Raw genomic sequence first — 25,886 nt, 5'->3', positions numbered from 1 at the left:
GCGCCACCGTAAAGAGCCAGCTCGGAGGGGACGAGGGGTCGGCGGCAAGGCTGCGGTCAGGTGCCGTTCATCCTCGGCGGGATGCTGAACCCGTCGGTGAACGGTCGGTCTGGCGCGATGAACGGTCACACGCGGCGGGGCCGCCAGGTGCCCCGGTCGACGTTCAGCGACTCCGGAGTGTGCAGGCGCACCATCATCCGGGCGACGCCCGGCGGCACCCGGCGCTGCGTGCACAGTGACACGACGATCATGACGGTGAACGCGATCGGGACCGTCCAGGCGGCGGGCTGGGCGAGCAGGGCGCCGGTGAGCCCGGACGGCGGCCCGGCGGCGATCGTCACGATGACGGCCGTGCCCGCGAGCACGCCGCCGGCGACGAGCCCGGCGAGCGCGCCCGGGACGGTGAGCCGGCGCCACCACACGCCGAGGACGAGCAGCGGGCAGAAGGTGGACGCGGCGACGGCGAACGCGAGCCCGACCACGTCCGCGACGGCGAGGGAACGGGCCGCGATGGCCAAGGCGAGCGGTACGACGAGGGCGAGCAGCGTCGCCACGCGGAACGACCTGACGCCGCCGCGCAAGATGTCCTGAGCGAGGACACCCGCGACAGACACAGTGATACCGGACGACGTCGACAGGAACGCCGCGACCGCGCCGCCGGTGACCAGCGCGCCGAGGAGGTCGCCGCCGAGCCCGCCGATCAGCCGTCCGGGCAGGGTGAGGACGACGGCGTCCGCTCGTCCGGTCATCAGCAGCTCGGGTGTGTAGAGGCGTCCGAGCACGCCGTACAGCGCGGGCAGCAGGTAGAAGGCGCCGAGCAGCGACAGCACCATCACGGTCGTGCGCCGCGCGGCCCGTCCATCCGGGTTGGTGTAGAAGCGGACGAGAACGTGCGGAAGCCCCATCGTGCCCAGGAACGTGGCGAGGATCAGCGAATACGTCGCGTACAGGGAATGCTCACGCCCGTCCAGCGGCATCGCCCATTCTCGGTCGGTGGTGACCGGACGTCCGCTGACATGCGGGACGTCCGCCCCGGCCGGGAAGGTGATGGACGTGTTCTCGTTGATCCTGTGCGGCCCGGCGTTGAGGGTGAGCGGGACACCCGGGTAGTGGTGCCCGTCGACCTTCCCGTCCACGACAACCTGGACGGGCGCGGTGATGTTCACCGTGACGGCGACGCCCACCGCGACGGTCGTCCGGTCGCCGAACCGCGGCGGGGCGTCCGACGACAGGCCGGGCGCGCCGTCGCCCCGCCACGCCAGCAGCAGGAAGACCAGCGGGACGGCCAGCGCGGTCAGCTTCATCCAGTACTGGAACGCCTGGACGAGCGTGACGCTGCGCATGCCGCCGCCCAGCACGTTCGCGGCGACGACGACCGCGACCAGCACGCCGCCCGTCCACACCGGCGCGCCCGTCACCGTGCGGAGCACCAGCCCGGCGCTCTGGAACTGGGGCAGCAGGTACAGCCAGCTGATCAGCACGACGAGGACGCTGGCGACGCGCCGCACGGCCATCGACTCCAGCCGCGCCTCGGCGAAGTCGGGCAGCGTGTACGCCCCGGAGCGGCGCAGCGGCGCCGAAACCAGGACGAGAAGGACTAAGTACCCGCCCGTCCAGCCGACCGGAAGCCACAGCATGTCGGCGCCGTACGCCAGGATCAGGCCCGCGATGCCGAGGAACGAGGCCGCCGACAGATACTCGCCGCCGATCGCGGACGCGTTCCGCAGGGGCGTGACCGTCCGCGACGCCACATAGAAGTCGGACGTCGTGCGGGAGATGCGCACGCCGAGCACGCCGATCAGGACGGTGGCGACGACGACCAGCAGGACGCCCGCCAGCCCGTAGGCGGCATTCACGACCGGTCCTCGGTGCGGTCGACGAGGTCGCGGTCGACGAGGTCGGCGAAGTCGTCCTCGTTGCGTTCGGCCTGCCGGACGTACCACCAGCCGCAGACGACGAACCACGGGTAGATCAGCCCGCCGAGCAGCACCCACGGCAGCGGCAGCCCGAACACCTCCCGCGCGCGCACGTCGGGGACCAGCGCGAACAGCAGCGGCAGCCCGAGCACCACGATGGCGAGCACCAGGCAGAGCCGGACGGCGAGCCGCAGCTGGGTGCGCAGCAGCGACCGCATGTACGCCTCGCCGAGCCCGGTCTGCTCGTCGATCTCCCGGGTCACCGGGTAGCGGGGCCGCCGGACGGTCCGGGTCCGCGGCCCGGTCACCAGCGTCCGGCCGGGCGCGACCTCTCGCGGCTCCTCCGCCGGGCTCAGGACGATCTCCTCGCCCGCCGCACCAGCAGGTCGCGCAGCTCCCGCACGTGCCGCCGCGCCACCGGCAGCTCGGCGTCGCCGACGACGATCGTGCAGCGTCCCGAGTCGAGCCGCAGCTCCTTGATCGCCGACAGCGCGACCAGGTGGCTGCGGTGCACCCGGACGAACCCGGCGCCGGTCCACCGCTCGCTCAGCGCGTTCAGCGGGATGCGCACCAGATGGCTGCCGCCGGAGGTGTGCAGCCGCGCGTAGTCGCCCTGCGCCTCGACGTACAGCACCTCGGCCGGGGTGACGAACCGGGTCACTCCGCCCAGTTCGACGGGCATCGGCTCGGGCTCGGACGGTGCCGGGTCGGCGGCGGCGTCCGCCCAGCCGGCCTCCTCCGCCGCCTCGGTCACCCGCGTGATCGCCAGCCCGAGCCGCTCCGGGCGCACCGGCTTCAGGATGTAGTCGGTCGCCTTGATCTCGAACGCGTCGACGGCGTGCCCCTCGTACGCGGTGACGAAGACGATCTGCGGGGCGCGGGCGAACTGGGCGAGGACGCGGCCGAGCACGGTGCCGTCCAGGCCGGGCATCCGGATGTCGAGGAAGACGGCGGCGACGGGCCGGCCGTCCGCGAGGGCCCGGTCGAGCTTGCGCAGCGCGGCGGCGCCGTCCCGGGCGGTGTGGATCTCGCCGATCCGCGGGTCGGCGCGCAGCAGATGGACGAGGTCGTCCAGCGCGGGCGCCTCGTCGTCCACCGCAAGGACACGCAGGCCCACCACATCGTCCTTTCCCCGTCCCGTCGCCACATTCCAGTAGGCGGAGCCGGGACAGTCAAGAGGCGGTGACGCCCGGCCGGTACTTGGGGACACGCACGATGACCTTCGTCCCGGCGCCCGGACCGGTCTCGACGACGAGCCCGTACTCGTCCCCGTACACCTGCCGGAGCCGGTCGTCCACGTTGGCGAGCCCGATCCCGGCCTCGTCCGCGGCCGGGGTGCGCCGCTCCCCCGCGAGCAGCTGCCGGACCTCCTCGGGGTCCATGCCGATCCCGTCGTCCTCGACGCTGATGACGCAGTCGGACCCGGCGTCCTCCGCGATGATCGTGATGAGGCCGGGCTCCGACCTGTCCTGGAGCCCATGCCGGACGGCGTTCTCCACAAGCGGCTGCAAGCACAAAAACGGCACGGCCACAGGCAGCACCTCAGGCGCAATCCGCAAGGTGACCCGTAGCTCTTCTCCGAACCGAGCGCGCTGCAACAGCAAATACCGATCGATCGACCGCAATTCCTCGGCCAAGGTCGTGAAGTCCCCATGCCGCCGGAACGAGTACCGCGTGAACCCGGCGAACTCCAGCAGCAACTCCCGCGCCCTTTCCGGATCCGACCGGACGAACGACGCGATCGTGGTCAGCGAGTTGTAGATGAAATGCGGCGAGATCTGCGCCCGCAGCGCCCGCATCTCCGCCTCCATCAACAACGCCCGCGAATGATCCAGCTCGGCAAGCTCCAACTGGGCATCGACCCACTGCGCGACTTCTTCGGCCGCACGGATCAGCCCGGCTGGAACGTCCTCCCCATACGCCGCGAGCGTCCCGACCACCCGATCGTCAGTCGCCAGCGGAACCACCACGACCCGCCGGATGAGACAGTCGATCCGGTCGCAGCCCACATCATGAACCTGCGTGCGCCCGTTCCCCAGCGTGACCTCGGCGTGCGCGAGCCCCTCCGCCGCATGGTGATCGTGCTCGCCGTCCCAGGCCAGCAGCTTCTCCCCGTCCGTAATGGCGACCGCGCGGCAGTCGAGCAGCGCCCGCAGGTGCCGCGCCGCCTTCTGCGCGCCCTGCTCGGTCAGCCCGGCCCGGAACGCGGGCGCGGCCCGCGAAGCCGTGTGCAGCATCTCGAACGTCGCCCGCCGCGCGGGCCCGCCCAGGTCACCGCCCCGCCCCTGCCGCCGCCACCACAGCAGCGCCGGAACCCACGTCACCATCAGCGTCAGGGCGACGGCCACCACCACGTCCATCCGGCAAACCTATGCCGCCCCGATCACGAAATGTGAACCTGATCACTCACTTCCCGACACGGTTGGACGAATTCGGTCGATCATGACACTTTGGACGGCCTGTCAGGAAAGATCCCGGCGGGCCGCTCCCAAGCTCCCGAGCCTGCCGGGACCCCCGGCTCGTCGGAGGAGTGTGCATGACCTGGCACCGCCTTGTGCTGGCACCGCTGACCGCCCTGTCCCTCTCGATCCCCGTGGTGGCCGCCCTCCAGGCCCCCGCCTCCGCGGACGTGCTGACGCTGTCGAACTTCCAGCTCCGTCCCAACGCCTACGGCACCGCGCTGCAGGACCGGGCGGACGCCCTTCCGTTGAAGAAGGCGACCGTCACCAACATCATGAACGATCTGAACCGGCGGGACGATGACGATCCCGCCGGCATCGCCGAAGCCTGCGAACCGGGCGCCATCGCGGGCGGCAGCGCCGTCCGGATCGCGCAGAGCGCCTGCTTCAACGACGGCGACAACGCCACCACCCAGTGGTATCCGCAAGGCGTCACGACCGTCGCCGACATGCAGGCTGACCAGGAATGGGGCGACGGTTACCAGCCCGTCCTCGTCAGCTGGTACGACCACAACAACAATTCCGACGGCATGGTCAAGGGCGTCCGGGTCAGCTTCATGAACCCGAACACCGGCGCCTACCGCCACGTCCTCCTGGTGTATCCGCAGGAGAAGAGCGGCATCATCGACTACGACGCCGTAAGGGTCTCGCAGGACAGCTCGAACAGTTCTTACACCACGTCCCTGCACGCCGGCGGCATCATCTGGTACGGCAACTACCTCTTCGTCGCCGACACCGCACGCGGCTTCCGGATGTTCGACATGCGCCGCATTTTCGACCTCGGCGCGGCCGAGAACGGCACAACCAGCGGCGACCACCTGATCGGCTACCACTCGGGCACCTACTACGGCTACGGCTACCGCTACGTCATGCCGCAGATCGGCTCCTGGACGCACACCGCCTCGACCGGCACCAAATGCACCACGTCGGACGGCTCGCCGAACTTCTCCTACACCTCCCTCGACCGCAGCGGCACCGACCACCTCCTCGCCGGCGAGTACTGCGCCGGCGACAAGCCGACCAACGGCCGCGTCGCCGCCTGGCCCATCGCCGGCGCCTTCGACGGCAACAACAACCTGATCATGAACACGTCCTACCGCTGGAACGCGGACGCGGCCCACAAACTCCCGGACAGCAACGTCCAGGGCGCGACCCGCTTCAATGGCCGCTGGTACCTCAGCCGCAGCCACGGCAAGACCGGCGCCGGCACCCTCTACACCACGGAAAAGGCAACGTCCTCGACCACCACCCTGAAAATCGCCGGCAGCCAATCGTTGAGCATCGGCCCCGAAGACCTCTCCTACTGGCCGAACGGCACCCCGACGACCCCCACCCTGGGCACCCTGTGGACGGTCGGCGAACACCCGGGCAAACGAATGGTCTACTCAGTCATCCCCCAATAACCCACCCAACAACAACGCCCGGCCGGTCCCCTCCGGCCGGGCGTCCCCATCTCACCCCCGATACACGGCCCACTCCCACGCCGCAGCGGCATGTTCGACCGCCCAATCCGCCCCATTGCCGACAAGGTTGGCTCGCCATTTGTCGGCAAAGACGCGAGCGAACAGATCGATGTCGACAGGATCTGCGGCCGCCCAGGCGGGGAACCGCGCGACCCAGCGCTCCGCCTCGGCCGGACTGTGCCCCGCCTTCAACAGCCAGGGGACGAGCAGCGCCATCTCCAGAAACGCGGCACCACGTCCGGCAAACGCCCAATCCACCACATACGCCGTACCGTCCTCAGCGAGCAGCACGTTGGCGGGGTTCAGGTCGGCGTGCAACAGCGTACGACCGGCCAGCCCAGCGACGTCGCCCATCCCCTCCCACCGCCGTTCGACCCGCTCGCAGCCCTTCCAGCAGCGCAGCACTTTATGCAGCATAATTTGCTGCGTATCCTGCTGTATACTTGGCTGCATGAGTGTTCGTAAGAGTGTCCCCATGGGGCCCGAGGACGTGGCCACTCTGGAGCGCATGCACGCTCCCGCCAGCCCCGAGCGCCAAGCCCTGGCGCAGCTCACCGGCCAAGAACTGGACGCGGACGCCTCCGACGCGGAGGTCCTTGCCGCATTGGTCCATGCAGGACGGGAGGCCGTCACTCAACAGGTGGCGGCCACCGGGTACGCGGCGTGGGCGGCCGAGATGGACGACGAGGACCGCGCTTACCGCACCGCCCGTCGTGGCTGGGACCGTGACAGCGAGGCGGATGGTGGGACGAGAGCGTGAACGCCGCCCCCAACATCGTCCCCGTCCGCGGCCGGGTCTATCGCGCCGACCTCGGTTTCGGGCTCAAGCCGTGGCTGGTCGTCTCCAACAACGCCCGCAACAACGCCATCGGTGATTGCCTGGTCGCGCGGATCACGACCACTCGCCGCGATCTGCCTTCCTGGGCGCCCTTGCGTGCTGGTGACCCGCTCGCCGGATACGTCAACTGCGACGACCTCGGCCCCCTGTACCGAGACCAGATCGTCGCCGACCTAGGGGCGCTGTCAATTCCCACAATGATGGACGTCGGCCGGGCACTGAAGCACGCCCTGGCCCTGTGACCACTCTTGGTCGGCACGGGTGGACTCTCTGAAGTTGAGGGAGTCCGCCCGTGCTGTCGACCATGGTCTGGAACTGCTCGGGCAGGACCAGGTCGCGGGGATCCTTGGTGGCAGTCGTGGTCGCCCGTTCATGGGTGATGGTCATGAGAACCTCCTGCGCGCTCCGTGGTTGTTACCGCGCCCCAGTCGCGCGCTTTACCTGGGATGCGGAGCCGATTCCCGCAGCGTGGCGGGTTGTGGAGGGGCGACGCGGCCGGGATCGGAGGGCGTCCATCGGCCGCGCCGTTCCGGTTCTAGGGGGCGGGCGGCTCCTTCGGCACGAGCGCGCCGAGTGCGGCCGCGATCGAGTCGGCGGCTCGTTCGGGGTCGGTGGGCAGCGGCAGCCCCGAGGCGGGTCCCGAGCGCCACTCGTAGGTGGTGCCGTCCCAGCCGACGAGGTAGGGGCCGGCGTCGCGGTAGGTGACACGCACCCGGCGCAGCCCCGCCTCCTCGTCCAGCACGACCGCAGCAGCGACCTGCGGAGCGCGCCGCCGAACGGCCGCGTGCAGCTTCTCGGCAGGCCCGAACATGTCTCGCATCGGCGCGGCTCCCGTGTCAGTGGTAGTGGTGGCGCGGCGAGGGGTTCCGCGCGGCGATGGGACGGAGGGGCGGGTCCGCGGGACGCGAAGGCGCGGCGAACCCAGGCGGGGCCGCGTCGCCGTATGCGCCGAGTTCGGTCAGGCGGCGGCCGAGGTCGGCTTGGGAGGCGGCCTCGACCAGCCGCCATCGTCCGGCGCTGTCACGGGCCAGCGCCCACCAGCTACCCGTGGCCTTCCCGTACCAGCAGGTCACACGGTTCGGCATCACGACTCCCGCAGCCCGCGCAGCACTCGCTCGGCGGCCTCGGACACGTCGCCGACCAGGCCGATCAGCACGCCGGACGTCCACTCGTAAAGGCCGCGCCCGGCCACGATCGTGCGGCGGACGCCGCCCGGTGGTTCGGCGACGACGGCCTGCCCGCACGGCTGCGCGATCACGCCGTACTCGCGCAGGACCGCGAGCGCGTTGGTCGTGCGGCGGCAGTCGAGCCGGTCGGCCTCGTCCAGCAGGGCCCGTAGTTCGGCGAGCGAGTTGGCGGCGATCGCCAGGGGCGGGGCCATGTCGCGGGAGGCCCGCCACAAGGGAGAGTCTTGGACGAGTTCGATCGTCCAGCCGGGAAACTCGGCGGCGAGTTCGCCGATGTCCAGTGCGGACGGGCTAGCCTCATTCATGGGTCCGACCTCTCATCGGGCCAAGGCCCCGGAACCACCGGCGTTCGCCCGCCGGCCGGGGCCGTCTCCGTGTCCTGCGACACAGAATGTGCGGAGACCATCACCCACGGCGATGACACTGCTAGACATCTACAGACATCTATCCGTCATAACGATGTCGCTAAGCGTCGCTAGATGGCATGCTCACCGCATGAACGAGCGATTGCGGCGCGCGATGCTCGGCCGCGGCTACGACGTCGTGGGGCTCGCCGAAGCGTCTGAAGTCAGCGCCAAGAGCGTCGAACGGTGGCTTGCCGAGACGAGCGTCCCCTACCCGCGAACCCGCTACCGGGTCGCCGCGATCCTGCAGGAGGACGAGTCCTACCTGTGGCCCGGCGCGGTCGACAAGGCGTCCCTCAACGGAGCGGAACTGGTCGCGACCTGGCCGCGCCGCCAGGACGTCCCCAAGCACCTGTGGACGGAACTGCTGAGGCAGGCCGACCGCAACGTCGACTACCTCGCCTACGCGGGCCTGTTCCTGAGTGAGGAGCATCCCGACTGGCTTCCCCTGCTACGGGCCCGTGCCGAGGCCGGTGCCCGGGTACGGCTCCTGATCGGCGATCCGCAGGGCACCCAACTCGCAGCGCGGGATGCTGAGAAGGCCATTGGCGGCGGCGTCGCCGGGCGGGTCGCCGCAGTGCTGACCTACTACCGGCCCCTGGCCGGGTCGGCCGAGATCCGGCTGCACGACACGCCGCTGTACAACTCGATCTATCGATTCGACGACGAAATGATCGTCAACAGTCATGTGTACGGGATCCTCGCCGCCTATACGCCGGTGCATCACATCCGGCGGGTGGGCGGCGCGTACTTCAACACCTACCTGGAAAGCTTCGAGCGTGTATGGGCGTCGGCCCGACCGCTGGACGGAGAGGCCGGATGAGCCGGAAGAGCACCCGGCGCGTCGATCACTGGCACGACCCGGACGCGCCAGAGCCCACATCGCGTAAGCCGTCCGCCTCCGCACTGGTGCGCGACGACGCCGGGCGGGTGCTGCTGCTGCGACGCACTGACAACGACCTTTGGACGATCCCGACCGGCGGGCTGAAGAGGGGCGAGACGATCCGCGAGTGCGCCGTGCGGGAATGCCGCGAGGAGACCGGCGTGGAGATCGAGACACTTGATCTGGTCGGCGTGTTCACCACGCCGGATCACGTCATCGAGTACATCAAGGACAACCGCGTGGACGAGGTGCGGCAGCCCGTGAACGTATGCCTCCACGCCCGGCCGGTCGACGGAAACCCAAGGACGACGGACGAGGCGTCCGAGGTGCGGTGGGTGGATCCGGGCGACCTTGATGGCTACGAGATCCACCCCGCGCTACGACGACGCATCCGCCACGGCCTCATCGGCACCGTTCCCCACGTGGACTAGCGCCCGCACCTTTCACCCCCACCCCACAGCCGGTGCTGGCCGAGGTCGCCGGGGACGTGGGCGACGTGGGGTCGGGGCGGACGGCGAACCTTCTTCGCAGGGTGACCCTCCGCATCATGCGCGCCGGTGCGCCGTCAGCGGTCACCGACCTGGCTGAGGACGTGCATCGCGTCCTGGACGCGGCCTAAGCAGTACGCCCGGCAGGGGCCGACCTCTCATCGGGCCAAGGCCCCGGAACCACCGGCGTTCGCCCGCTGGCCCCGGGGCCCTCTTCGTGTCCTGCGGCAGCTTTCGCACTTCAGCCGACCGCCTTCGGCATTAGCGTGGAACGCACTGCGTGCTGCCCCCGGGGCGAAACGGGTGAGGTGATGGCCACCTTTGGTGAGAGGCTTCGTCAGCTGATGGCGGAGCGGGAGATCAGTCAGCGCAAGCTCGCGCGGCTCGTCCCCTGTGATGACGGCTTCCTGTCGCGCGTCGCCAACGACCGCAAGCGTCCTTCGCCCAAACTGGCCGCGCGCCTGGACGAGTTGCTCGACGCCGGTGGCGACCTCGCCGCGCTGCGTCCTGCGGTGCCGTCCGCGCGTGGGGGCGGCATCGGGGAGGAGATCGAGGCGATGGAGCTGGCTCGTCGCGTCGCCGCCAGCGACGTCGGGGATGAGACGCTCGTGGCACTGGAGATGGCGGTGGACGAGCTGGCGTCCGCTTATGCGCTGACCCCGCCGCCCGACCTGCTGTCCCGGATCAGGCGGCACCTCGGCTACGTGTCCGCGCTCATGGACGTGCGCATGACGCTCGCCGAGCGGCGCCGCCTGACTGTGATCGGCGGCTGGCTGTCGCTGCTCGCCGCGACCTGCGACATTGACCTGGGCGAGAACCTCGTCGCCGCCGTGCGGCTGCGGACCGCTGCGCAGCTCGCCGAGCACGCCGACCACCCGGAAATCCTCGCGTGGACGCTGGAGACCCGCGCGTGGCAGCAGCTCACCGACGGGAACCCCCGGGAGGCTGTCCGGCTGGCGCGGGGAGCGCAGGAGGTCGCGCCCCGCACGTCGTCGGCTTTCATCCAGGCGACCGCACAGGAAGGCCGGGCGTGGGCGCGGCTCGGCGCCGGCCCGGAGACGCGCGACGCCCTCGCGCGGGTGGATCGGCTCGTGGAGCCCCTTGCACAGCCCGACCGGCCGGAGCACCACTACCGGTACGACCCGACCAAGCGCGAGGCGTACACGGCGACCACGCTCGCATGGGTGGGGGACCCGGCGGCCGAATCATACGCGCGGGGAATCCTGGCACGGTTGGAGCGTCCCTCCGGCCCGGCGCGGCCCCGCCGGGCGGCGTCCGCGCGGCTCGACCTGGCGCTCGCTCTGCTCGCGGCGGATCAGCCCGGGCAGGCCGCGCACTCCGCGTTGGAGGCGGTGCAGAGCGGCCGGCTGGTGCCCTCGCACTACTGGCGTGTGACGCAGGTAATCACGGCCGCGGATGCGCGAGACGTACCGGAAGCCGCCGAACTGCACGAGGCGTACCGTGAGCTGTGTGCACCGTCCCGGCAGGGTCCCGGCCCGGGCATCGGATAGGCCGTCCGCGAGGCGGCCGTCGCCATGGCCGACACGACGGTGACGGGCCCGGCCTCGCCGGGTCGCTGAGGCCGTCCCGCCGCTGGTTCATCCTGGATCTCGTGCCCGTCCCGTGCGGTGGTGGGCGTCGCCCGCTCCCGCTGGGCTGCGCACATGATGTACCGCGCCCCATGGCCTTTCGCTGGGTTTGCTTACTGGGCGGTCTGGGTGAGGAAGAAGTGGCGGATGTCGTTGGCGAGGAGGTCGGGGACCTCCATGGCGGCGAAGTGGCCGCCTCGGTCGAACTCTGACCAGTGCCTGATGTTGTAGAGGCGTTCGGCTAGGGGGCGCACCGACTGGGTGATGTCGTGGGCGAACACTGCGACGCCTAGCGGGACGGGGCAGGGCTCGGTTCGGCGCGGGGCGTCGTGGTGGAGGCGGGCCGAGGAGGCGGCGGTGGCGGTCAGCCAGTAGAGGGAGATGTCGGTGAGCATGCGGTCGTCGCTGATCTGGGAGCGCGGGTCCGTCCATTGGGCGAAGCGCTCGGCGATCCAGGCCAGCTGGCCGACTGGGGAGTCGGTTAGGGCGTAGCCGATGGTTTGTGGGGTGGCTGCCTGCAGGGCCTGGTACGGGGGGCGGTTCGCCATCAGTTTTCTGATCTTGTCCAGGCGGATTTCGTCAGATTCGGACAGTTCGACTTCCGGGTCTGGGCAGGTCGGGAGATAGTTGACGTGCACTCCTACGACTTGTTCGGGGGCCACTGCGCCGAGCGCCGTTGAGATGCCCGAGCCGAAGTCGCCGCCCTGCGCGCCGTAGCGCTCGTAGCCGAGGCGGCGCATCAGTTCGGCCCAGGCTCGGGCGATCCGGACGATGTCCCAGCCGCGTTCGTGGGTCGGGCCGGAGAAGCCGTAACCCGGGATGGACGGGATCACCAGGTGGAAGTCGCGCGACAGCGGCTCGATCACGTCCAGGAACTCCAGGAACGAACCGGGCCAGCCGTGGGTGAGGACCAGCGCGAGGGCGTCCGGGTTCGAAGAGCGGACGTGGACGAAGTGGACGTTCTGGCCCTCGATCTCGGTGGTGAAGTGCGGGAGCTTGTTGAGCTCGGCCTCTTGTTTCCGCCAGTCGTAGCCGGTGCGCCAGTACTCGGCCAGTTCCTTGAGGCGCGCCAGCGGGAAGCCGTAGTCCCAGCCGGCGTCGGCGACCTCGTTGGGCCAGCGGGTGCGGGCGAGGCGGTCGTTCAGGTCGTCGAGGTCGGCCTGGGGGATGTCGATGCGGAACGGCTTGATCATGGTCTCAACCTCCATGTTGTTGACAGAGCCAACGTTGGCCATACCAATGATAGGAGTTTGTTGGCTCGACCAACAAGTTGGCGTGTGCCGGTGGGAGGCCGATGGGGGCGGGCGACCTCGACTGCGAGGGGTCAGTAGGACTTGCAGGTGGTGCCGTCGGCCTTGACGTTCGGCCGGCTCGGATACTTCCAACGGCAGAGCTCGGTCAGGGTGACCGTGGTCCTGCCGGCGGCGCCGTAGCACGAGTAGTTGCCGTTGTACTCGTGCACGGCGCCGGAGTATCCGCGAGATTTGCAGTAGCGGGTGCCATCGCTCGCCGAGATGGTTCCCAGTGTCTTCGGGCCGGAGGGCGTTTCCTTCTTCTCTCCTCCGGTTGCGGGCGCGGTCGTCCGGGGTACGCGACCGCCCGAACCGTCCGGTGGCTTACCGGGCGCGTCCTGGTCTCCGGTCGTCGGCGTCTTCGAAGTGCTGGGGGCCGGGCTGCGCTCGCCGCTCGCTGACGCGCTCGGCCTCGCCGGGGATTCGGTGTTCGCCGGGGTACCGGAAACTCTCGCGGCCTCCGGGGTCGCGGGCGCCCCGGACGTCCTGTCGTCGCCGTCGGACGGGAGCAGGAGGTAGGCGGCGCCCGCGAGGCCCATGATGGACGCCGCGATGGCGCCGAACAGGAGTGGACGTCGGCGGCCGCCCCGTTTCCGGCGCGATTCCGTCGGTTGGTCCGGGTTGGTCGGGGCGGAGCCCTTGGTCTCCCAGGCGGGGGGCGGGAGGGCGCGGAGGCGGTCGCCGACGTCGGCGGCGGTGGGACGTTGGGACGGGTCCTTGGCCAGGCATTCGCGGACGATCGTGCGGAGCGGCTCGCGCAGCCCGTCCAGCACCGGTTCGTCCTGCAGGATCGCCTGCATCACCGCCGGGATCGAGCCGCCCCGGAACGGGCGCTCGCCGGTCGCGGCGAAGACCATGGTCGCGGCCCAGGCGAACAGGTCGGCCTCGGGGCCGGTCCCGTCCTCCCTGATCTGCTCGGGCGCCATGTAGCCGGGGGTGCCGACCGCCTGGCTGGTGATGATCGACTGGCTGAGGTCCAGGGCGCGGGCGATGCCGAAGTCGATGACGACCGGACCGTCCGGGCCGAGCAGGACGTTGCCCGGCTTGAAGTCGCGGTGAACCACCTCGGCCCGGTGGATCGCGGCCAGCGCCGTCACGGTGTTGACCGCCAGCCGTTCCAGCGCCGCCCCGCCGCGCGGGCCGGTCTCGCGCACCGACTCCTGCAGCGACGGTCCGTCCACGAATTCGCTGGCGATGTAGGGGCGGCCGTCCACGACGCCGCTGTCGAGCACCTGCGCGGTGCAGAACGGCGCCACCCGCTCGGCGATCTGCATCTCGCGGACGAACCGCGTCCGCGCCTCGTCGTTGCCCACGAGATGCGGGTGCAGCAGCTTGACCGCCACGGGTTCGCCGGTGCTCGCGGCGCCGAGGTAGACCGTCCCCTGCCCGCCGCCGCCCAGCCGGTACTCGAGGCGATACGGGCCGACCGACTCCGGATCCGTGGGCGGCAAGTCCGTCCGCTCCGCCACGAACCCCTCCTATGTCCCCCGGGCAGGCGATCATATCGACTCGGGCGGCTTGAGGATCTTGTTGCCGGCTTTCCGGAACGGGCACGCTGCAGGACCGTTCGAGGCTGAGCCTGAATCCACCGCGCCCGGCTTCTTCGACCAGGGCGATGCTCTGAGGACGTGCGGCAACTGACGCAGCGGGACGCCCGGCCGGGGTCGTGCCGGCCGGGCGTCTCGGTGGTCAGTGCAGGTCGAGGTCGTCGGCGAGGGTGTCGAAGTGGTGGTCGGGGTCGCCGTAGGCAAGGGACGCGGTCATCGCGTGTTCGGAGAACAGGTGCAGGTCGTGCTCCTGGGTGAAGCCGATCGCGCCGTGGACCTGGTGGCCCAGCGCGCATACCCGCTCGTATGCTTCGCTCACCCAGGCCTTGGCCATGGCCACTTCTTGTGCGGCTTCCCGGTTCGCTGAGAGGAGCCAGATGGCCTCGTAGGCGATGAACCGGGAGCCGAGCACGTCGATCGCCATGTTCGCGCAGTGGTGCTGGACGGCCTGGAATGAGCCGATCGCGCTGCCGAACTGCTGCCGTTCCGTCGCGTACTGGACGGTCATGTCGAGGACGTGCTGCGCCGCCCCCACCATTTCCGCACAGGTTGCGGCGGCGCCGAACAGGGAGATCGCGTTGGCCGCATCCAGGGCGTCCACTACCCGGACGGCGTCCAGTTCGACATGGCAGGGACGGTCGGCGCCGATCGTGCCGAGTGGGTGGAGCGTGACGTCCGAGGCGTCCACCCAGAAGGCGTGCGGTTCGTTGTCGAGATGGGCCGCCACCAAGATGTGCTCAGCGGAGGCTGCGTAGGGCACGAATGTCGCCGTTCCGTTGAGAACGTAGGCTTCGCCGTCGCGGGTAGCGATTGGACCCTCGTCCGGACGGTCCCAAGGGAGGGGTGCCGCCGTCACGATTTCGCCGTTCGCGATGGCGGTCAGCCAGTGTTCCTTCTGGGCGGACGTCCCATAGCGCGCGACCGGCAGGCCACAGGCGGCCACCGATGCCAGCAGTGGGCTCGGTACCTGGGCGTAGCCGAGTTGCTCGAACAGCAGACACACGTCCAGGAAGTCGCCGCCCACGCCGCCGTGCTCTTCCGGGAAGGCGAGGCCCGTCCAGCCGAGTTCGACCATCTCCTTCCAGAGCGCGGCCGAGTAGCCGGCCGGTTCGCCGTCCAGCGCCCGCGCACCGGCGGTCGCCGAACGGGATGCCAGGACCTCGCGGGCGGTGGAGGCGATCAGCTCCTGGTCTTCGGTCAGGCTCAGGTCCATGGCGGCGACACCTTGTCGGAGCGGACCCACACGCCAGGACGTTCCTCCCAGAACAGCTGCACGAGGACGCCGCCGGTCTTCTTCGGATGGATGAACGTGTGCTTCCAGGCCGCGCCGTCGGTGACGCCCTCCTCGTCATCGAACGTTGGCGTGTCGTAGTGCTCGCAGGCGGCCAGTGCCGCGTCCCAGTCGGCGACCTCGAACGTGACGTGGTGGGCGCCCGGGCCGCCCTTGGCGAGGAACCGCTCGATGAACGAGTCCTCCCCGCGCGGCATGATCACTTCCCAGCAGATCGCCGAGCCGGGGATGTTCAGGACGAGGTCCGCCATGTCGGGATGTTCCTCGTCGGCCGTCCGCCACACCTGCACGAACCCCGCCAGCTCGTGGTACCAGCGGGCCAGCGCGTCGCGGTCGTGGAACGCCTGGCAGATGTGATCGAGCGCCACGATGCCCAGAGACGGCCCGGACGGGGAGCTCGTCTCGGTGGAAGCAGCAGAAGAATCGCCGCACATGTCCAGGCTGCCGGGCCCGCGAAGCCGCCACAGGACGCCGGGTCCGGCCTCGGGCGGGCTCAGCGACGCCTCCAGCCAGCGGCCCCGCGCACCATCGGTCGCCTTGATGCCGCGCACTTCGAGTTCCGCCTGGACGGCTTCGAGGTCGGGTACTTCGGCGCCCACGTGGTGCAATCCGGGACGTCCGCCATGCTCGTCCAGCCAGGTCTGCAGCGACGAGCCGTCGCCGGCGGGCGAGACGACCTCCCACGCCTGGCCGCGGCTGCCGGGGATCTCCAGCCGGGCGCCGCGCACGCCCTCGCCCGGATTGTCCCAACTCCGCACGGGTCGGAACCCGAACAAACCGGACAGCAGCGCGACCTGCGCGTCGAGGTCGGGGGCCACCTGCGCGACATGATCGATGCGGTAGATCTGCACGGGTCCTCCTAGCTCGGGTGCGGCTCGATCCAGTCGTAGCCGTAGGTGACGAGTTCCTTGACGAGGCGCAGGTTGTAGCGGTTCATCGCGGCGATGCGCTCGGCCAGCTCGCCGACCCGCTTGTCGAACTCGTCCGCCGGGTACACGTCGTTGACCAGGCCGAGCTGCAGCGCCCGGTCGGCGCCGATGCGGGCGCCGGTGAACAGCAGCTCCTTGGCGCGGGCCTTGCCGATCCGCTCCGGCAGCCGCTTCACGCCGCCCCAGCCGGGCGCCGACCCGCCGAACTCGGGCTGGTCGGGGTCGCCGTCCTCGGTCATCTTCGGCCGGTACGGGGGACGCGCCGACAGCGTGATCTCGACGAGCCCCATCTTCGCGTTGTCGGACGCGATGATGAAGTCGGCGGCCAGCGCCAGCTCAAGGCCGCCGCCGACCGCGTACCCGTGCACGGCGGCGATCACCGGCACCGACGTCCGCTCCATCATCGCGAACGTCTTCTCACCGAGCCGGCCCTGCTCGATCCGCTCGCGCGGGGTCAGCTTCTCCGACCAGGCCAGGTCCATCCCGGCGCAGAACGCGCGCTCGCCGGCGCCGCGCAGCACCACAACGCAGACGTCCTCGTCGTCGTCGACGCGGGTGAAGATGTCGCGCAGCTCCGTCATGGTGGTGGGCGTCAGCGCGTTGAGCTTGTCCGGCCGGTTCAGGGTCAGCCAGGCGACTCGCTCCTCGATCCGCAGGTCGACGGTCTCGTAGGCGTTCTCGTCGGGCATACGGGTTCGCTCCTCCTGGTGTTAGCTGCGGGGCAGGTTCAGGCCCCGGGTGGCGATGACGTTGCGCTGGATCTCGGTGGTGCCGCCGAGGAAGGTGGACGCCACCGAGTCGCGGCGCATATGGGTGAAAGTGGCATTGAGTGGGGCGTTCTCGCGCTCCCAAAGTGCGGCAGACCGTCCGAAAGCGCGCGCGCCGGTGCGGGCCAGCCGCTGGTGCAGCTCGGCGCCGAACAGCTGGTTGATGGACGCCTCGAAGTCCGGTTCGTCCCCCGCCGCCTGCCGCGACACCGTGTAGCGGGCCAGGTTGTACAGGACGCGGATCTCCGTCTGGCGGCGGGCGATCTCCTGCCGAATGGCCGGGGTGTTCCGCGCGAACCGGCGCCCCTCCGGCGAGCGCAGATACGTCACCAGCTCGGCGAGCGCCTGCTCGTACTTGATCGTGGCGCCGATCCCGGCCCGCTCGAACCCCAGCGCGGACATCGCCACGTACCAGCCGCGGTTCTCCTCGCCGACCCGGTTCGCCACCGGCACCCGGACGCCCTCGAAGAAGATCTCGCAGAACGGCACGGCGCCACGAATGTCGGCGATCGGACGGATCGTCACACCCGGCGCGTCCGCCTCGATGAGCAGGAACGTGATGCCCCGGTGCGGCTTCTCAGCATCAGGATCGGTACGAACCAGGACGAACAACCAGTCGGCGTACTGTCCGAGGGACGTCCACACCTTCTGACCGTCCACCACGTAGAAGTCCCCGTCGCGAACGGCCCGCGTGCGCAGCGAAGCCAGATCGGACCCCGACCCCGGCTCCGAAAACCCCTGCGCCCAAGCCGCCTGACCCGAAGCGATCGGCGGCAGATGCCGCGCCTTCTGCTCCTCGGTGCCGTGCACCAGCAGCGTCGGCCCGAGGAGGAACGCGCCGATGCCGTTCACGACCGGCACCCGCGCCCGCATCATCTCCTCGTGCAGGACGAACTCCTCCAGCGGCGACAGCCCGGCGCCGCCGTACTCCGCAGGCCAGTGCGGCGCGATCCAGCCGCGCTCGGCCAGCGCCGCCGCCCACGCCCTAGCCCCGTCCCGGCGTCCCGGATCGTCGGAGACCCGGTCGACGGGCCAGTTGTAGCCCGCGACGTCCTCGGGTTCGAGGCTCTGCTCCTCGTCCCCGGCCGGACGGTACGACGCGGGGAACCTCTCCTGGACGAAGGCCCGGACCTCCTCGCGGAAGGCGGCCTGCTCCGGCGTGTCGTCCCAGTTCACCGGCCACCCGCCTCCAGATCGACGGTCGTCGACGTGATTCCGGATTCGCCCTGCGCGCGCAGCTTGTACTTGGCGACCTTGTCGGTGGGGGTGCGCGGCAGCGCCTCCACGAACTCGACGTAGCGGGGGACCATCGAGCGCGGCAGCCGCTCCCGGCAGTAGGCGGCCAGTTCCGCCGGGTCGAGCCCGGTGTCCGGTTGCACGACGATCGACACCTTGATGTCCTCGTCCTCCAGCTCCGAGGGCACGCCGATCGCGGCGCACTCCAGCACCGCCGGATGCTGGTTGATCTCGGTCTCCAGGTCGAAGGCCGAGATGTTCTCCCCGCGCCGGCGGATCGCGTCCTTCATGCGGTCAAGGAAGTAGAAATACCCGTCGTCGTCACGCCATACCCGGTCTCCGGTGTGAAACCACATGTTCCGGAAGCACTGGGTCGTCGCCTCCCAGTTTCCGTAGTAGCCGGTCGTGAGGACGAACGGCTGCTTCGGCCGCAGGACCAGCTCGCCCGGCTCCCCCGGCCCCAGCTCACGGTCGTACTCGTCCACGACGGCGACCTGGAAGCGCTCCTCGTGCGCCTGCCCGCACGACCCGACCCGCCACTCTCCGTACGGGCTGCCGGTCGCGATGCCCGCCTCGGTGCTGGTGTAGGTCTCCACCGACCGGACGCCGAACCGCTCCCGCATCGGCTCATCGAGGTTGGATTTGCCCATGTAGAACGTTTCCAGCCGGTGGTCACGGTCCCGCGACGTCGGCGGCCGGTTCAGCAGGATCGGGATCATGGAGAACACGCTCATGCAGACCTGCGCGTCGAAGCGGCGCACGTCGTCCCAGAACTTGGACGCGCTGAACCGCTCGACGATCGCGATCGAGCCGCCGCCCAGCAGCGCCGACAGCATGCCGTCCCAGAGCGCCGCGGCGTGGAACAGCGGCAGCGGGCAGTAGATCGTCTTGCCCCACCGGTCGAGGAAGTCGAGCGAGTCGTAAGCGCAGGTCAGGGCCAGTGCGTGCGGGACCATCGCGCCCTTGGACGGCCCGGTCGTCCCGGACGTGTACATGATCGCCTGCATGTCCGCGAAGCCGACCTTCACATCGACCGTGCCGCCCTCGTCCTGCAAAGAGTTCAGCTCGCGCGTTGGCTTGCCCAGCCGGTCGAGCAGCACGCCGGCCCCGGCGCCGTCCCGCACGAGAACGCCCCTGAGCTTCGGCAGCTTCGGCGCGACGTCGGCGAGCCGCTCCGCGTACGGCCCGTCGATGATCAGCCAGCCGGAATCGGAGCTGTCCAGGACGTGCCGCAGCAGCTCGCCCCGGTAGGCGATGTTGATCGGCACGGCGACCGCGCCGAGCCGGGCCAGCGCGAACACGAGATGGACGAAGTCGGCGCAGTTGGGCAGCATCACGCCCACGTGGTCGCCGCGTCCGATACCGGCTCCGGACAGTGACCGGGCCAGCCGGTCGGCGGCGGCGTCGACCTCGCCGTAGGTGACCTCGCCGTCCCGGAACTTGAGAAACGTCTGCCTTCGGTGAACCTGCGCCTGTGACCGGAGGACGTCCCCGAGGACGAAGCTCTCCAGCGTCTCCTTGCGCATCCGGACCCTCCGCTGTCGCTGCGTTGGCGTGCGTGCGTCGTCGGTGGCTGGGCGGCTAGATGGCGGCGGCGCGGAATCGGCCAGGAGCGACCCGCAACCGGACATTGTCCTAATTAGAGGAACACGAATCGCCAGACACGGCAACAGTGGCGAAACAGGAATAAAGGTGTTCTAAGGGTTATCTTCTGGGACGAAACGCGTCCGGTGTGACGGAGGCCACACGGGGTTTCGGTCGCGCCCCACACCGCTTTCCAGGCACCCGGCATTGGTGTGGAGTGCCAACGATCACCCCTCAGGATCGGCGGATTCCACCGACTTCACGCCCCCGCGACGGGCCTATCGTTCTGCCGTCCCCCTGCGGAAGGAACGGGTGCGCCATGCAGAATCCACAGCCGCGCTGGTGTTCGTGCCGGGTCCCGGACGGGGTGAGCCGCAGGCAGGTCCTCGGCGGCCTGACCGCCGCGAGCGCCCTCGCCGTCGCCGGCTGGCCCGGCACGGCCTCGGCGGCACCGCACGGCCGGTCGGTGACGATCACCGTGATGGGCACGTCCGACATCCACAGCCACGCGGTGAACTGGGACTACTACAAGGACGCCGAGTACAGCGACGGCGACGGCAACACGGTCGGCCTGGCCCGCGTGTCGAGCCTGGTCAACGAGGTCCGCGCCGCCCGCGGCCACGACCGCACCCTGCTCTTCGACGCCGGCGACACCATCCAGGGCACTCCGCTGGGCTTCTACTACGCGACCATCGAGCCGATCACCGAGACCGGCCGGACGCACCCGATGGCCCGCCAGATGAACGCCATCGGCTACGACGCGGTGGCGCTCGGCAACCACGAGTTCAACTACGGCCTCCCGTTCCTGGACAAGTGGATCAGCCAGATGGACGCTCCGGTCCTCGCCGCCAACGCCGTCCACGCGGGCACCCGCCGCCCCGCCTACCGTCCGTACATGATCAAGCGGATGCACGTCCGCGGCTTCCCGCCCATCCGCGTCGGCCTCCTCGGCCTGACGAACCCGGGTGTCGCGATCTGGGACAAGGCCAACGTCTCCGGCAAACTCGACTTCCTCGACCTGGTCGAGACGGCCAAGCGCTGGGTCCCGATCATCCGCGCCCGGGGCGCCGACGTGGTGATCATCAGCGCCCACTCCGGCGACAGCGGCAGGTCGTCCTACGGCGACGCCCTGCCCATCGAGAACGCGTCCGCCCTGGTCGCGGAGCAGGTGCCGGGCATCGACGCCATCCTGTTCGGGCACGCCCACCTGGAGATCCCCGAACGCTTCGTGACGAACAAGGTCACCGGCCAGACCGTCGTGATGAGCGAGCCGAAGTGCTGGGGCCAGCGCCTCTCGATCTTCGACCTGACCCTCACCCATTCGCGCGGACGCTGGAAGGTCACGCAGAAGTCGGCGACGACGGTGAACTCGAACACCGTCCAGGAAGACTCGCGCCTGGTCACCCTGGTGAAAAGGCAGCACGACGCCGTCGTGGCCTATGTGAACAAGGAAGTGGCCACCTCGACCGAGGAGATGTCCGCCGCGGAATCCTGCTGGAAGGACACCGCGATCCTCGACTACATCCACCTCGTCCAGACCGAAAAGGTGAAGGCCGCGCTGACCGGCTCAGAACACGCGTCCCTTCCCGTCGTGTCGATCGCGGCGCCTTTCAGCCGAGCCGCCACCTTCCCCGCCGGCAAGGTCACCATCAAGGACATCGCGGGCCTCTACATCTACGACAACACCCTCCTGGCCGGCATCCTCACGGGCTCGCAGATCAAGGACTACCTGGAGTACTCCGCCCAGTACTTCAAGCAGGTCGCTGCGACCGACCCCGTCGACCCGGCCTCCTGGACGAACGCCAACAACCGTCCCGACTACAACTACGACCAGTTCTCCGGCGTCGCCTACGACGTGGACATAGCCAAACCAGAAGGTTCCCGGATCACCAACATGACCTACAACGGAGCCCCGGTCTCGGACGGCCAGCAGTTCGTGGTCGCGGTCAACAACTACCGCCAGTCAGGAGGCGGCGGCTTCCCCCACATAACAACGGCCGAGGTCGTCTACAACGCGCAGGTGGCGATCCGCGAGGCGATCGTCGAATACGCCTCCACCACCGGCACGATCGACCCCACCACTTTCCACGAGCAGAACTGGCGCCTGACCCGCAACGGCACCCCCGTCTTCTAACTCGGCGCGGTCGCGGCCGCGACGAACATCGGCAGCGCCACAAAGAGCCGGTCGGCCTCGGCCCGCGCGCGCTGCTCGGCGATCCAGCCGTCCGCCTGCTCCCGGGTGATCGCGCCGCTGGAGCAGGCTCCTTCGGCGAGGCCGTCGAGCATGGGAAGCATCGTGGGCCCGGTGAACACGGCGGTGTGCACCTCGATCGCCACGTCGCGGAACCCCTCGTCCAGCAGCAGGTTGCGGTGCCGGCGGGCGACGCGCGGCTCGGTGACCAGGTCGGCGCGGGCATGCACGATGGTGCGGGTGAGGGCCGGGTCGCCGGAGTCGATGACGATGGTGTCCCAATCCTGGCCGACCAGGACGATCCGCCCGCCGGGCACCAGCACCCTGCGGGCCTCCGCCAGTGCGCGCTCGGGCTCGGCCAGGATGTGGAACACCTTGTCGGCCCGGTACCCGTCCATGGACGCGTCGGAGAGCGGCAACTCGTATGCCCCCGCCAGCCGGTAGTCCGCGCCGGGCCACCGGCTGCGGGCGACGGCGACCATCTCCTCGTTCGGGTCGACGCCGACGGCGCGCACGCCCCGCTCGCCCAGTTCCGCCACGGCCCGCCCGGCGCCGCAGCCCACGTCCACCACGGACGTTCCGGCTTCGGCGCCGAGCAGGGCGTAGGAGCGAAGCCGCAACCCCTCGGCCGCCGGCAGGCGTTCGGCCGCGTCGAGGATCGTGATGAGGATTCCCGTTGGATCGGTCATGAGCGCCAGGATGCGAGTTAATGTCGACATGAAGTCAAGCGAGATGAGCATCGGAGCCGTCGCCGCGCACTTCGGGCTGGCGCCCCACGTCCTCCGCCACTGGGAGTCGGTGGGGCTGCTCGCCCCCGCCCGCGACCCCGCCGGGCGGCGCCGCTACACCGCCGGCGACATCACGCGCGTCGCCGTGATCCTGCGCGCCAAGGATGCGGGGCTCTCCCTGGAGAGCATCCGCGTGCTGGCCCCGGGCGCCGACCCCGCGAAGCGCCGGGACGTCCTCCGTGAAGAGGCCGCGGGCCTGCGCCGCCGCATCGCCGCGGCGCAGGCGTCCCTCGAACTCCTCGAAGGCGGCCTCAACTGCGACTACGAGGACATCACCCAGTGCCCGAACTTCAAGCGCCTGGTAGCCGACCGCATCCCGGACGCGGCCTCAGGAGTGCGCGGTTGACGCGCTCCACGGTCCGAAGGCCGGGGATTCGGCCCGGGTTCTACCTGCTCTCCATCGGGCGTTCAAGGTCTCCGCCTCTCCCAGGCACCTGGGGGTTCTGCCCAGTGATCCAGTGGCAGCATGTTGCTACCGGCGGTAGTATCAAGGCATGGGCGCAGTTCCGCATGAGTCCTCCGGCGAGGAGCCGGCAGCGACCGGATTTGAGGAGAGGCTCCGGTCGCTGGCCGAGCTGCTTCACGAAGCGGAGGAAGCACCTCGTCCAGCGGACGAGCCTGGTGGGAACGTGTACTCGTTGGGCCGGGCCCGCAAGGTCAGCGTCTCGCTGCCCGAAGGGCTGACCACGGCCGTACAGCGGCGAGTGGGCAAGGGCGAGTTCAGTCGGTATGTGACCGAGGCCGTCGCCCGGCAACTGGAGCTCGATCTGCTGGCGGAGTTGTCCGAACTATTGGAAGCCGAGCACGGTCCGGTACCCGAGGAATACGTGACGGAGGCGGGGGACGCGTGGCCCGACGGGGAGTAGCCACCGGGGGAACGCTCGTCCTCGACAGCGAGGGGCTGGTCAAACTCGCCGAGGGACATCCACGCCCTCGCGCGCATCTCGATACGGCACGAGCCCGCCGGGCCAGTGTCGCGGTCAGCGCCATAACGTTGACCGAGGTGCTGCGTGGCGGACCGCGTGACGCACGAATACACCAGGTCTTGTCGCGCATCACCACGCTCCCGGTCACACCGCTGCTGGCCCGCCGTGCAGGAGAACTGCTGGGGAGCAGCGGCTTGTCAGGCCACCGGTGCGCCATAGACGCGGTGGTGGCCGTGACCGCGCTGGAGGCAACGCGTCCGGTCGTCCTGCTCACCAGCGACCCTGACGATCTCGGCCGACTCGTCGAGGAACCCGAACGCCCCAAGAACGAACGTGTAGTCGTCCTCCACGTATGACGAGAGCAGCCGAGGAGCTCCGCCCCCGCTACGGCACCGGCGACCTCGCCCGCGTCGCCGTGATCCTGCGCGCCAAGGATGCGAGTCTCTCCCTGGAGAGCAGCGCCGGGACGTCCTCCGCGAAGAGGCCGCGGGCCTGCGCCGCCGCATCGCCGCGGCGCAGGCGTCCCTCGAACTCCTCGAAGGCGGCCTCAACTGCGACTACGAGGACATCACCCAGTGCCCGAACTTCAAGCGCCTGGTAGCCGACCGCATCCCGGACGCGGCTTCAGGAGTGCGCGGGTAGTGGGTCGGCGCTCGGGGCGTCCTCGATGGTCTGCTCCTGCGGGCGCGGGGCGTTCATCAGGGCGGCGACGATCAGTGCGCCCGCCGCGAGGATGCCCGCGGCCCAGGCGCTGGCCGTGCCGAAGCCTTCCACCAAGGCCTGCTTCGCGAGGGCGGGGTTTCCGCCGTGCGAGGCCAGGTAGTCGGCGGTCGCGCTGGTGGCGATGGTGTTGAGCAGCGCGAGGCCGATCGAGCTGCCGATCTGCTGCGCGGTGTTGACGCTCGCCGAGGCCACGCCGGAGTCGCCCGGGTCGACGCCGTGGGTGGCGTAGTTCATGGCCACCGGCAGGATCAGGCCCGCGCCGAGCCCGAACAGGACGCCCGCGACCAGCACGCCACGCGCGTAGCCGGTGCCGGGGTCCAGGGTGAGCATCCACAGCATGCCGGACGCGCCGGTCAGCATGCCGGGGACGATCAGCGCCCGCGGCGGGACCTTCGGCAGCAGCCGGGCGGAGAGCCCGCCGGCCGACACCAGGACCGCCGTGACCATCGGCAGGAACGCGACGCCCGTCCTGACCGGCGAGTACCCCTTGACGACCTGCATGTAGTACGTCATGAACAGGAACGCGCCGAACATGCCGAGCCCGGTCAGGCCGACGGCCAGGTAGGCGGCGCCTCGCGTGCGGTCGGCGATCACGCGCGGCGGCAGCAGCGGCTGCCGCACCCGGCTCTCGACGACGGCGAACGCGGCGAGCAGCACCGTGCCGGCGGCCAGCAGGCCGACGACCAGCGGCGCGTCCCAGCCCTCGGACTCGGCCCGCCCGGTGCCGTACACGATGGCGACGAGCCCGCCGGTGACCAGCAGCACGCCGGGGACGTCGAACCGGACCCGGCCCTCGTGCCGCGACTCGGCCAGCATCGCGTACCCGCCGACCGCCGCGAGCAGGGCGATCGGGATGTTGATGTACAGGCACCAGCGCCAGTCCAGGTACTCGGTCAGCGCGCCGCCCGCCAGCAGCCCGATCGCGCCGCCCGCGGCGGAGATGCCGCCCCAGATCCCGAACGCCTTGGCGCGCTCCGCCGGCCGGGTGAACATCACCGTCAGCAGCGACAGCGCGGACGGCCCGAGCAGCGCGCCGAACGCGCCCTGCAGAGCGCGGGCGATAAGCAGCGTCTCGAAGCCGGACGCGGCGCCACCCAGGGCGGACGCGGCGGCGAAGCCGAGCAGCGCGACCAGGAAGGTCCGTTTGCGGCCGGTGTAGTCGGCGATCCGGCCGCCGAGCAGCAGCAGTCCGCCGAACGCCAGCGTGTACGCGGTGATGATCCACTGCCGGTCGCCGTCGGAGATGCCCAGGTCCCGCTGGAGGGACGGCAGCGCGATGTTCACGACGGTGCCGTCCAGAACGATCATGAGCTGGGCCAGCCCGATGAAGAACAGCGCGGCCCAGCGGCGTGAGTTGCCCGCCGGCGCGTCCGTGGTTGCCATGC

28 protein-coding genes are annotated in these 25,886 nt (G+C 70.1%); 11 read left to right on the top strand and 17 right to left on the bottom strand.

From position 1 onward, the window contains the following. Positions 1-125: 125 nt before the first annotated feature. Genes HUX53_RS28940 through HUX53_RS28925 form a run of 4 tightly spaced genes read right to left on the bottom strand, consistent with a single transcriptional unit; the run spans position 126 to position 4,276 of the window. A complete protein-coding gene (locus HUX53_RS28940) occupies positions 126-1,856 on the bottom strand; it encodes a cation acetate symporter (RefSeq protein ID WP_176406381.1) in 1,731 nt (576 codons plus the stop codon). Further along, a complete protein-coding gene (locus HUX53_RS28935) occupies positions 1,853-2,224 on the bottom strand; it encodes a DUF485 domain-containing protein (RefSeq protein ID WP_309237487.1) in 372 nt (123 codons plus the stop codon). Before HUX53_RS28935 ends, HUX53_RS28940 begins: the two co-directional genes overlap by 4 nt. 44 nt (positions 2,225-2,268) lie before the next feature. After that, positions 2,269-3,036, bottom strand: coding sequence for a LytTR family DNA-binding domain-containing protein (locus HUX53_RS28930; protein ID WP_176406380.1), 768 nt, complete (start codon positions 3,034-3,036; stop codon positions 2,269-2,271). 52 nt (positions 3,037-3,088) lie between these two features. After that, positions 3,089-4,276: a sensor histidine kinase gene (locus HUX53_RS28925; RefSeq protein ID WP_176406379.1), complete on the bottom strand. Its 1,188-nt coding sequence runs from the start codon at positions 4,274-4,276 to the stop codon at positions 3,089-3,091. A 176-nt stretch (positions 4,277-4,452) separates the two neighbouring features. Here HUX53_RS28925 and HUX53_RS28920 point away from each other — a divergent pair, with 176 nt between their 5' ends. Continuing rightward, the gene (locus HUX53_RS28920; protein WP_217920040.1) at positions 4,453-5,778 is read left to right on the top strand and encodes a hypothetical protein; all 1,326 of its coding nucleotides are present in this window, start codon (positions 4,453-4,455) and stop codon (positions 5,776-5,778) included. Positions 5,779-5,829: 51 nt separating this feature from the next. Here the strand turns inward: HUX53_RS28920 and HUX53_RS28915 are convergent, their stop codons facing one another. Beyond that, on the bottom strand, positions 5,830-6,255 hold the full coding sequence (locus HUX53_RS28915; RefSeq protein WP_217920039.1) for a phosphotransferase family protein: 426 nt from the start codon (positions 6,253-6,255) through the stop codon (positions 5,830-5,832). A gap of 34 nt (positions 6,256-6,289) precedes the next feature. Between HUX53_RS28915 and HUX53_RS28910 the strand changes: the two genes are divergently transcribed. Both HUX53_RS28910 and HUX53_RS28905 read left to right on the top strand, forming a co-directional pair. Further along, on the top strand, positions 6,290-6,598 hold the full coding sequence (locus tag HUX53_RS28910; RefSeq protein ID WP_176406336.1) for a molecular chaperone GrpE: 309 nt from the start codon (positions 6,290-6,292) through the stop codon (positions 6,596-6,598). Further along, on the top strand, positions 6,595-6,918 hold the full coding sequence (locus tag HUX53_RS28905) for a type II toxin-antitoxin system PemK/MazF family toxin (RefSeq protein WP_309237486.1): 324 nt from the start codon (positions 6,595-6,597) through the stop codon (positions 6,916-6,918). Before HUX53_RS28910 ends, HUX53_RS28905 begins: the two co-directional genes overlap by 4 nt. Before the next feature lie 293 nt (positions 6,919-7,211). Here the strand turns inward: HUX53_RS28905 and HUX53_RS28900 are convergent, their stop codons facing one another. From HUX53_RS28900 to HUX53_RS28890, 3 genes are read right to left on the bottom strand one after another with little or no spacing between them, the layout of a single operon-like run. Next, positions 7,212-7,496: a hypothetical protein gene (locus HUX53_RS28900; protein ID WP_176406377.1), complete on the bottom strand. Its 285-nt coding sequence runs from the start codon at positions 7,494-7,496 to the stop codon at positions 7,212-7,214. A 16-nt stretch (positions 7,497-7,512) separates the two neighbouring features. Next, on the bottom strand, positions 7,513-7,761 hold the full coding sequence (locus HUX53_RS28895) for a hypothetical protein (protein ID WP_176406376.1): 249 nt from the start codon (positions 7,759-7,761) through the stop codon (positions 7,513-7,515). After that, complete coding sequence (locus HUX53_RS28890; protein ID WP_176406375.1) at positions 7,761-8,168, bottom strand: hypothetical protein; 408 nt, start codon at positions 8,166-8,168, stop codon at positions 7,761-7,763. The genes HUX53_RS28895 and HUX53_RS28890 overlap by 1 nt, the downstream gene beginning before the upstream one ends. Before the next feature lie 190 nt (positions 8,169-8,358). Between HUX53_RS28890 and HUX53_RS28885 the strand changes: the two genes are divergently transcribed. From HUX53_RS28885 to HUX53_RS28870, 4 genes are all read left to right on the top strand, one after another. Next, positions 8,359-9,090 (top strand): XRE family transcriptional regulator, encoded by a 732-nt coding sequence (locus HUX53_RS28885; RefSeq protein WP_217920038.1) that lies wholly within the window; start codon positions 8,359-8,361, stop codon positions 9,088-9,090. Beyond that, the gene (locus tag HUX53_RS28880; RefSeq protein ID WP_176406374.1) at positions 9,087-9,581 is read left to right on the top strand and encodes an NUDIX hydrolase; all 495 of its coding nucleotides are present in this window, start codon (positions 9,087-9,089) and stop codon (positions 9,579-9,581) included. Before HUX53_RS28885 ends, HUX53_RS28880 begins: the two co-directional genes overlap by 4 nt. Before the next feature lie 32 nt (positions 9,582-9,613). Next, positions 9,614-9,769 (top strand): hypothetical protein, encoded by a 156-nt coding sequence (locus HUX53_RS28875; protein WP_176406373.1) that lies wholly within the window; start codon positions 9,614-9,616, stop codon positions 9,767-9,769. 180 nt (positions 9,770-9,949) lie between these two features. Then, positions 9,950-11,149, top strand: a complete 1,200-nt coding sequence (locus tag HUX53_RS28870) for a helix-turn-helix transcriptional regulator (protein WP_176406372.1) — start codon at positions 9,950-9,952, stop codon at positions 11,147-11,149. Between the two features lie 191 nt (positions 11,150-11,340). Here HUX53_RS28870 and HUX53_RS28865 read toward each other — a convergent pair whose 3' ends face one another. From HUX53_RS28865 to HUX53_RS28835, 7 genes are all read right to left on the bottom strand, one after another. Further along, positions 11,341-12,420, bottom strand: coding sequence for an epoxide hydrolase family protein (locus tag HUX53_RS28865; RefSeq protein ID WP_176406371.1), 1,080 nt, complete (start codon positions 12,418-12,420; stop codon positions 11,341-11,343). A gap of 131 nt (positions 12,421-12,551) precedes the next feature. Further along, positions 12,552-13,988 carry a protein kinase gene (locus HUX53_RS28860; RefSeq protein WP_309237485.1) on the bottom strand — a complete coding sequence of 479 codons (1,437 nt, stop codon included), beginning with the start codon at positions 13,986-13,988 and terminating at the stop codon, positions 12,552-12,554. Positions 13,989-14,208: 220 nt separating this feature from the next. After that, a complete protein-coding gene (locus HUX53_RS28855; protein WP_176406370.1) occupies positions 14,209-15,279 on the bottom strand; it encodes an acyl-CoA dehydrogenase family protein in 1,071 nt (356 codons plus the stop codon). Further along, positions 15,270-16,208, bottom strand: a complete 939-nt coding sequence (locus tag HUX53_RS28850) for a VOC family protein (RefSeq protein WP_176406369.1) — start codon at positions 16,206-16,208, stop codon at positions 15,270-15,272. Before HUX53_RS28850 ends, HUX53_RS28855 begins: the two co-directional genes overlap by 10 nt. 8 nt (positions 16,209-16,216) lie before the next feature. Continuing rightward, on the bottom strand, positions 16,217-16,975 hold the full coding sequence (locus HUX53_RS28845) for an enoyl-CoA hydratase/isomerase family protein (protein WP_176406368.1): 759 nt from the start codon (positions 16,973-16,975) through the stop codon (positions 16,217-16,219). Positions 16,976-16,996: 21 nt separating this feature from the next. Continuing rightward, entirely contained in the window at positions 16,997-18,229 is a 1,233-nt protein-coding gene (locus tag HUX53_RS28840) for an acyl-CoA dehydrogenase family protein (protein WP_176406367.1), read from the bottom strand. Then, complete coding sequence (locus tag HUX53_RS28835; protein WP_176406366.1) at positions 18,226-19,815, bottom strand: AMP-binding protein; 1,590 nt, start codon at positions 19,813-19,815, stop codon at positions 18,226-18,228. Before HUX53_RS28835 ends, HUX53_RS28840 begins: the two co-directional genes overlap by 4 nt. 377 nt (positions 19,816-20,192) lie before the next feature. Between HUX53_RS28835 and HUX53_RS28830 the strand changes: the two genes are divergently transcribed. Beyond that, on the top strand, positions 20,193-22,007 hold the full coding sequence (locus HUX53_RS28830; RefSeq protein ID WP_176406365.1) for a 5'-nucleotidase C-terminal domain-containing protein: 1,815 nt from the start codon (positions 20,193-20,195) through the stop codon (positions 22,005-22,007). Here HUX53_RS28830 and HUX53_RS28825 read toward each other — a convergent pair. Next, entirely contained in the window at positions 22,004-22,753 is a 750-nt protein-coding gene (locus tag HUX53_RS28825) for a methyltransferase domain-containing protein (protein WP_176406364.1), read from the bottom strand. The two genes, HUX53_RS28830 and HUX53_RS28825, sit on opposite strands and share 4 nt — an antisense overlap. A 43-nt stretch (positions 22,754-22,796) precedes the next feature. On the opposite strand from HUX53_RS28825, the gene HUX53_RS28820 reads away from it, so the two are divergent. The 3 genes from HUX53_RS28820 (at position 22,797) to HUX53_RS43155 (ending at position 24,134) form a co-directional block, all read left to right on the top strand. Then, positions 22,797-23,198, top strand: coding sequence for a MerR family transcriptional regulator (locus HUX53_RS28820; RefSeq protein WP_176406363.1), 402 nt, complete (start codon positions 22,797-22,799; stop codon positions 23,196-23,198). A 148-nt stretch (positions 23,199-23,346) separates the two neighbouring features. Continuing rightward, positions 23,347-23,718, top strand: a complete 372-nt coding sequence (locus HUX53_RS41700) for a hypothetical protein (protein WP_176406362.1) — start codon at positions 23,347-23,349, stop codon at positions 23,716-23,718. Further along, positions 23,700-24,134 carry a PIN domain-containing protein gene (locus tag HUX53_RS43155; RefSeq protein WP_176406361.1) on the top strand — a complete coding sequence of 145 codons (435 nt, stop codon included), beginning with the start codon at positions 23,700-23,702 and terminating at the stop codon, positions 24,132-24,134. Before HUX53_RS41700 ends, HUX53_RS43155 begins: the two co-directional genes overlap by 19 nt. A 268-nt stretch (positions 24,135-24,402) precedes the next feature. On the opposite strand, the gene HUX53_RS28805 is transcribed toward HUX53_RS43155, so the two are convergent. Further along, the gene (locus HUX53_RS28805; RefSeq protein ID WP_176406360.1) at positions 24,403-25,884 is read right to left on the bottom strand and encodes an MFS transporter; all 1,482 of its coding nucleotides are present in this window, start codon (positions 25,882-25,884) and stop codon (positions 24,403-24,405) included. Between the last annotated feature and the right edge of the window lie 2 nt (positions 25,885-25,886).

The sequence above is a fragment of the Actinomadura sp. BRA 177 genome (assembly GCF_013372625.1).
GTDB lineage: Bacteria > Actinomycetota > Actinomycetes > Streptosporangiales > Streptosporangiaceae > Spirillospora.
Note: the sequence above shows the minus strand (reverse complement) of the source record. Positions and strands in the feature narration are given on the sequence as shown.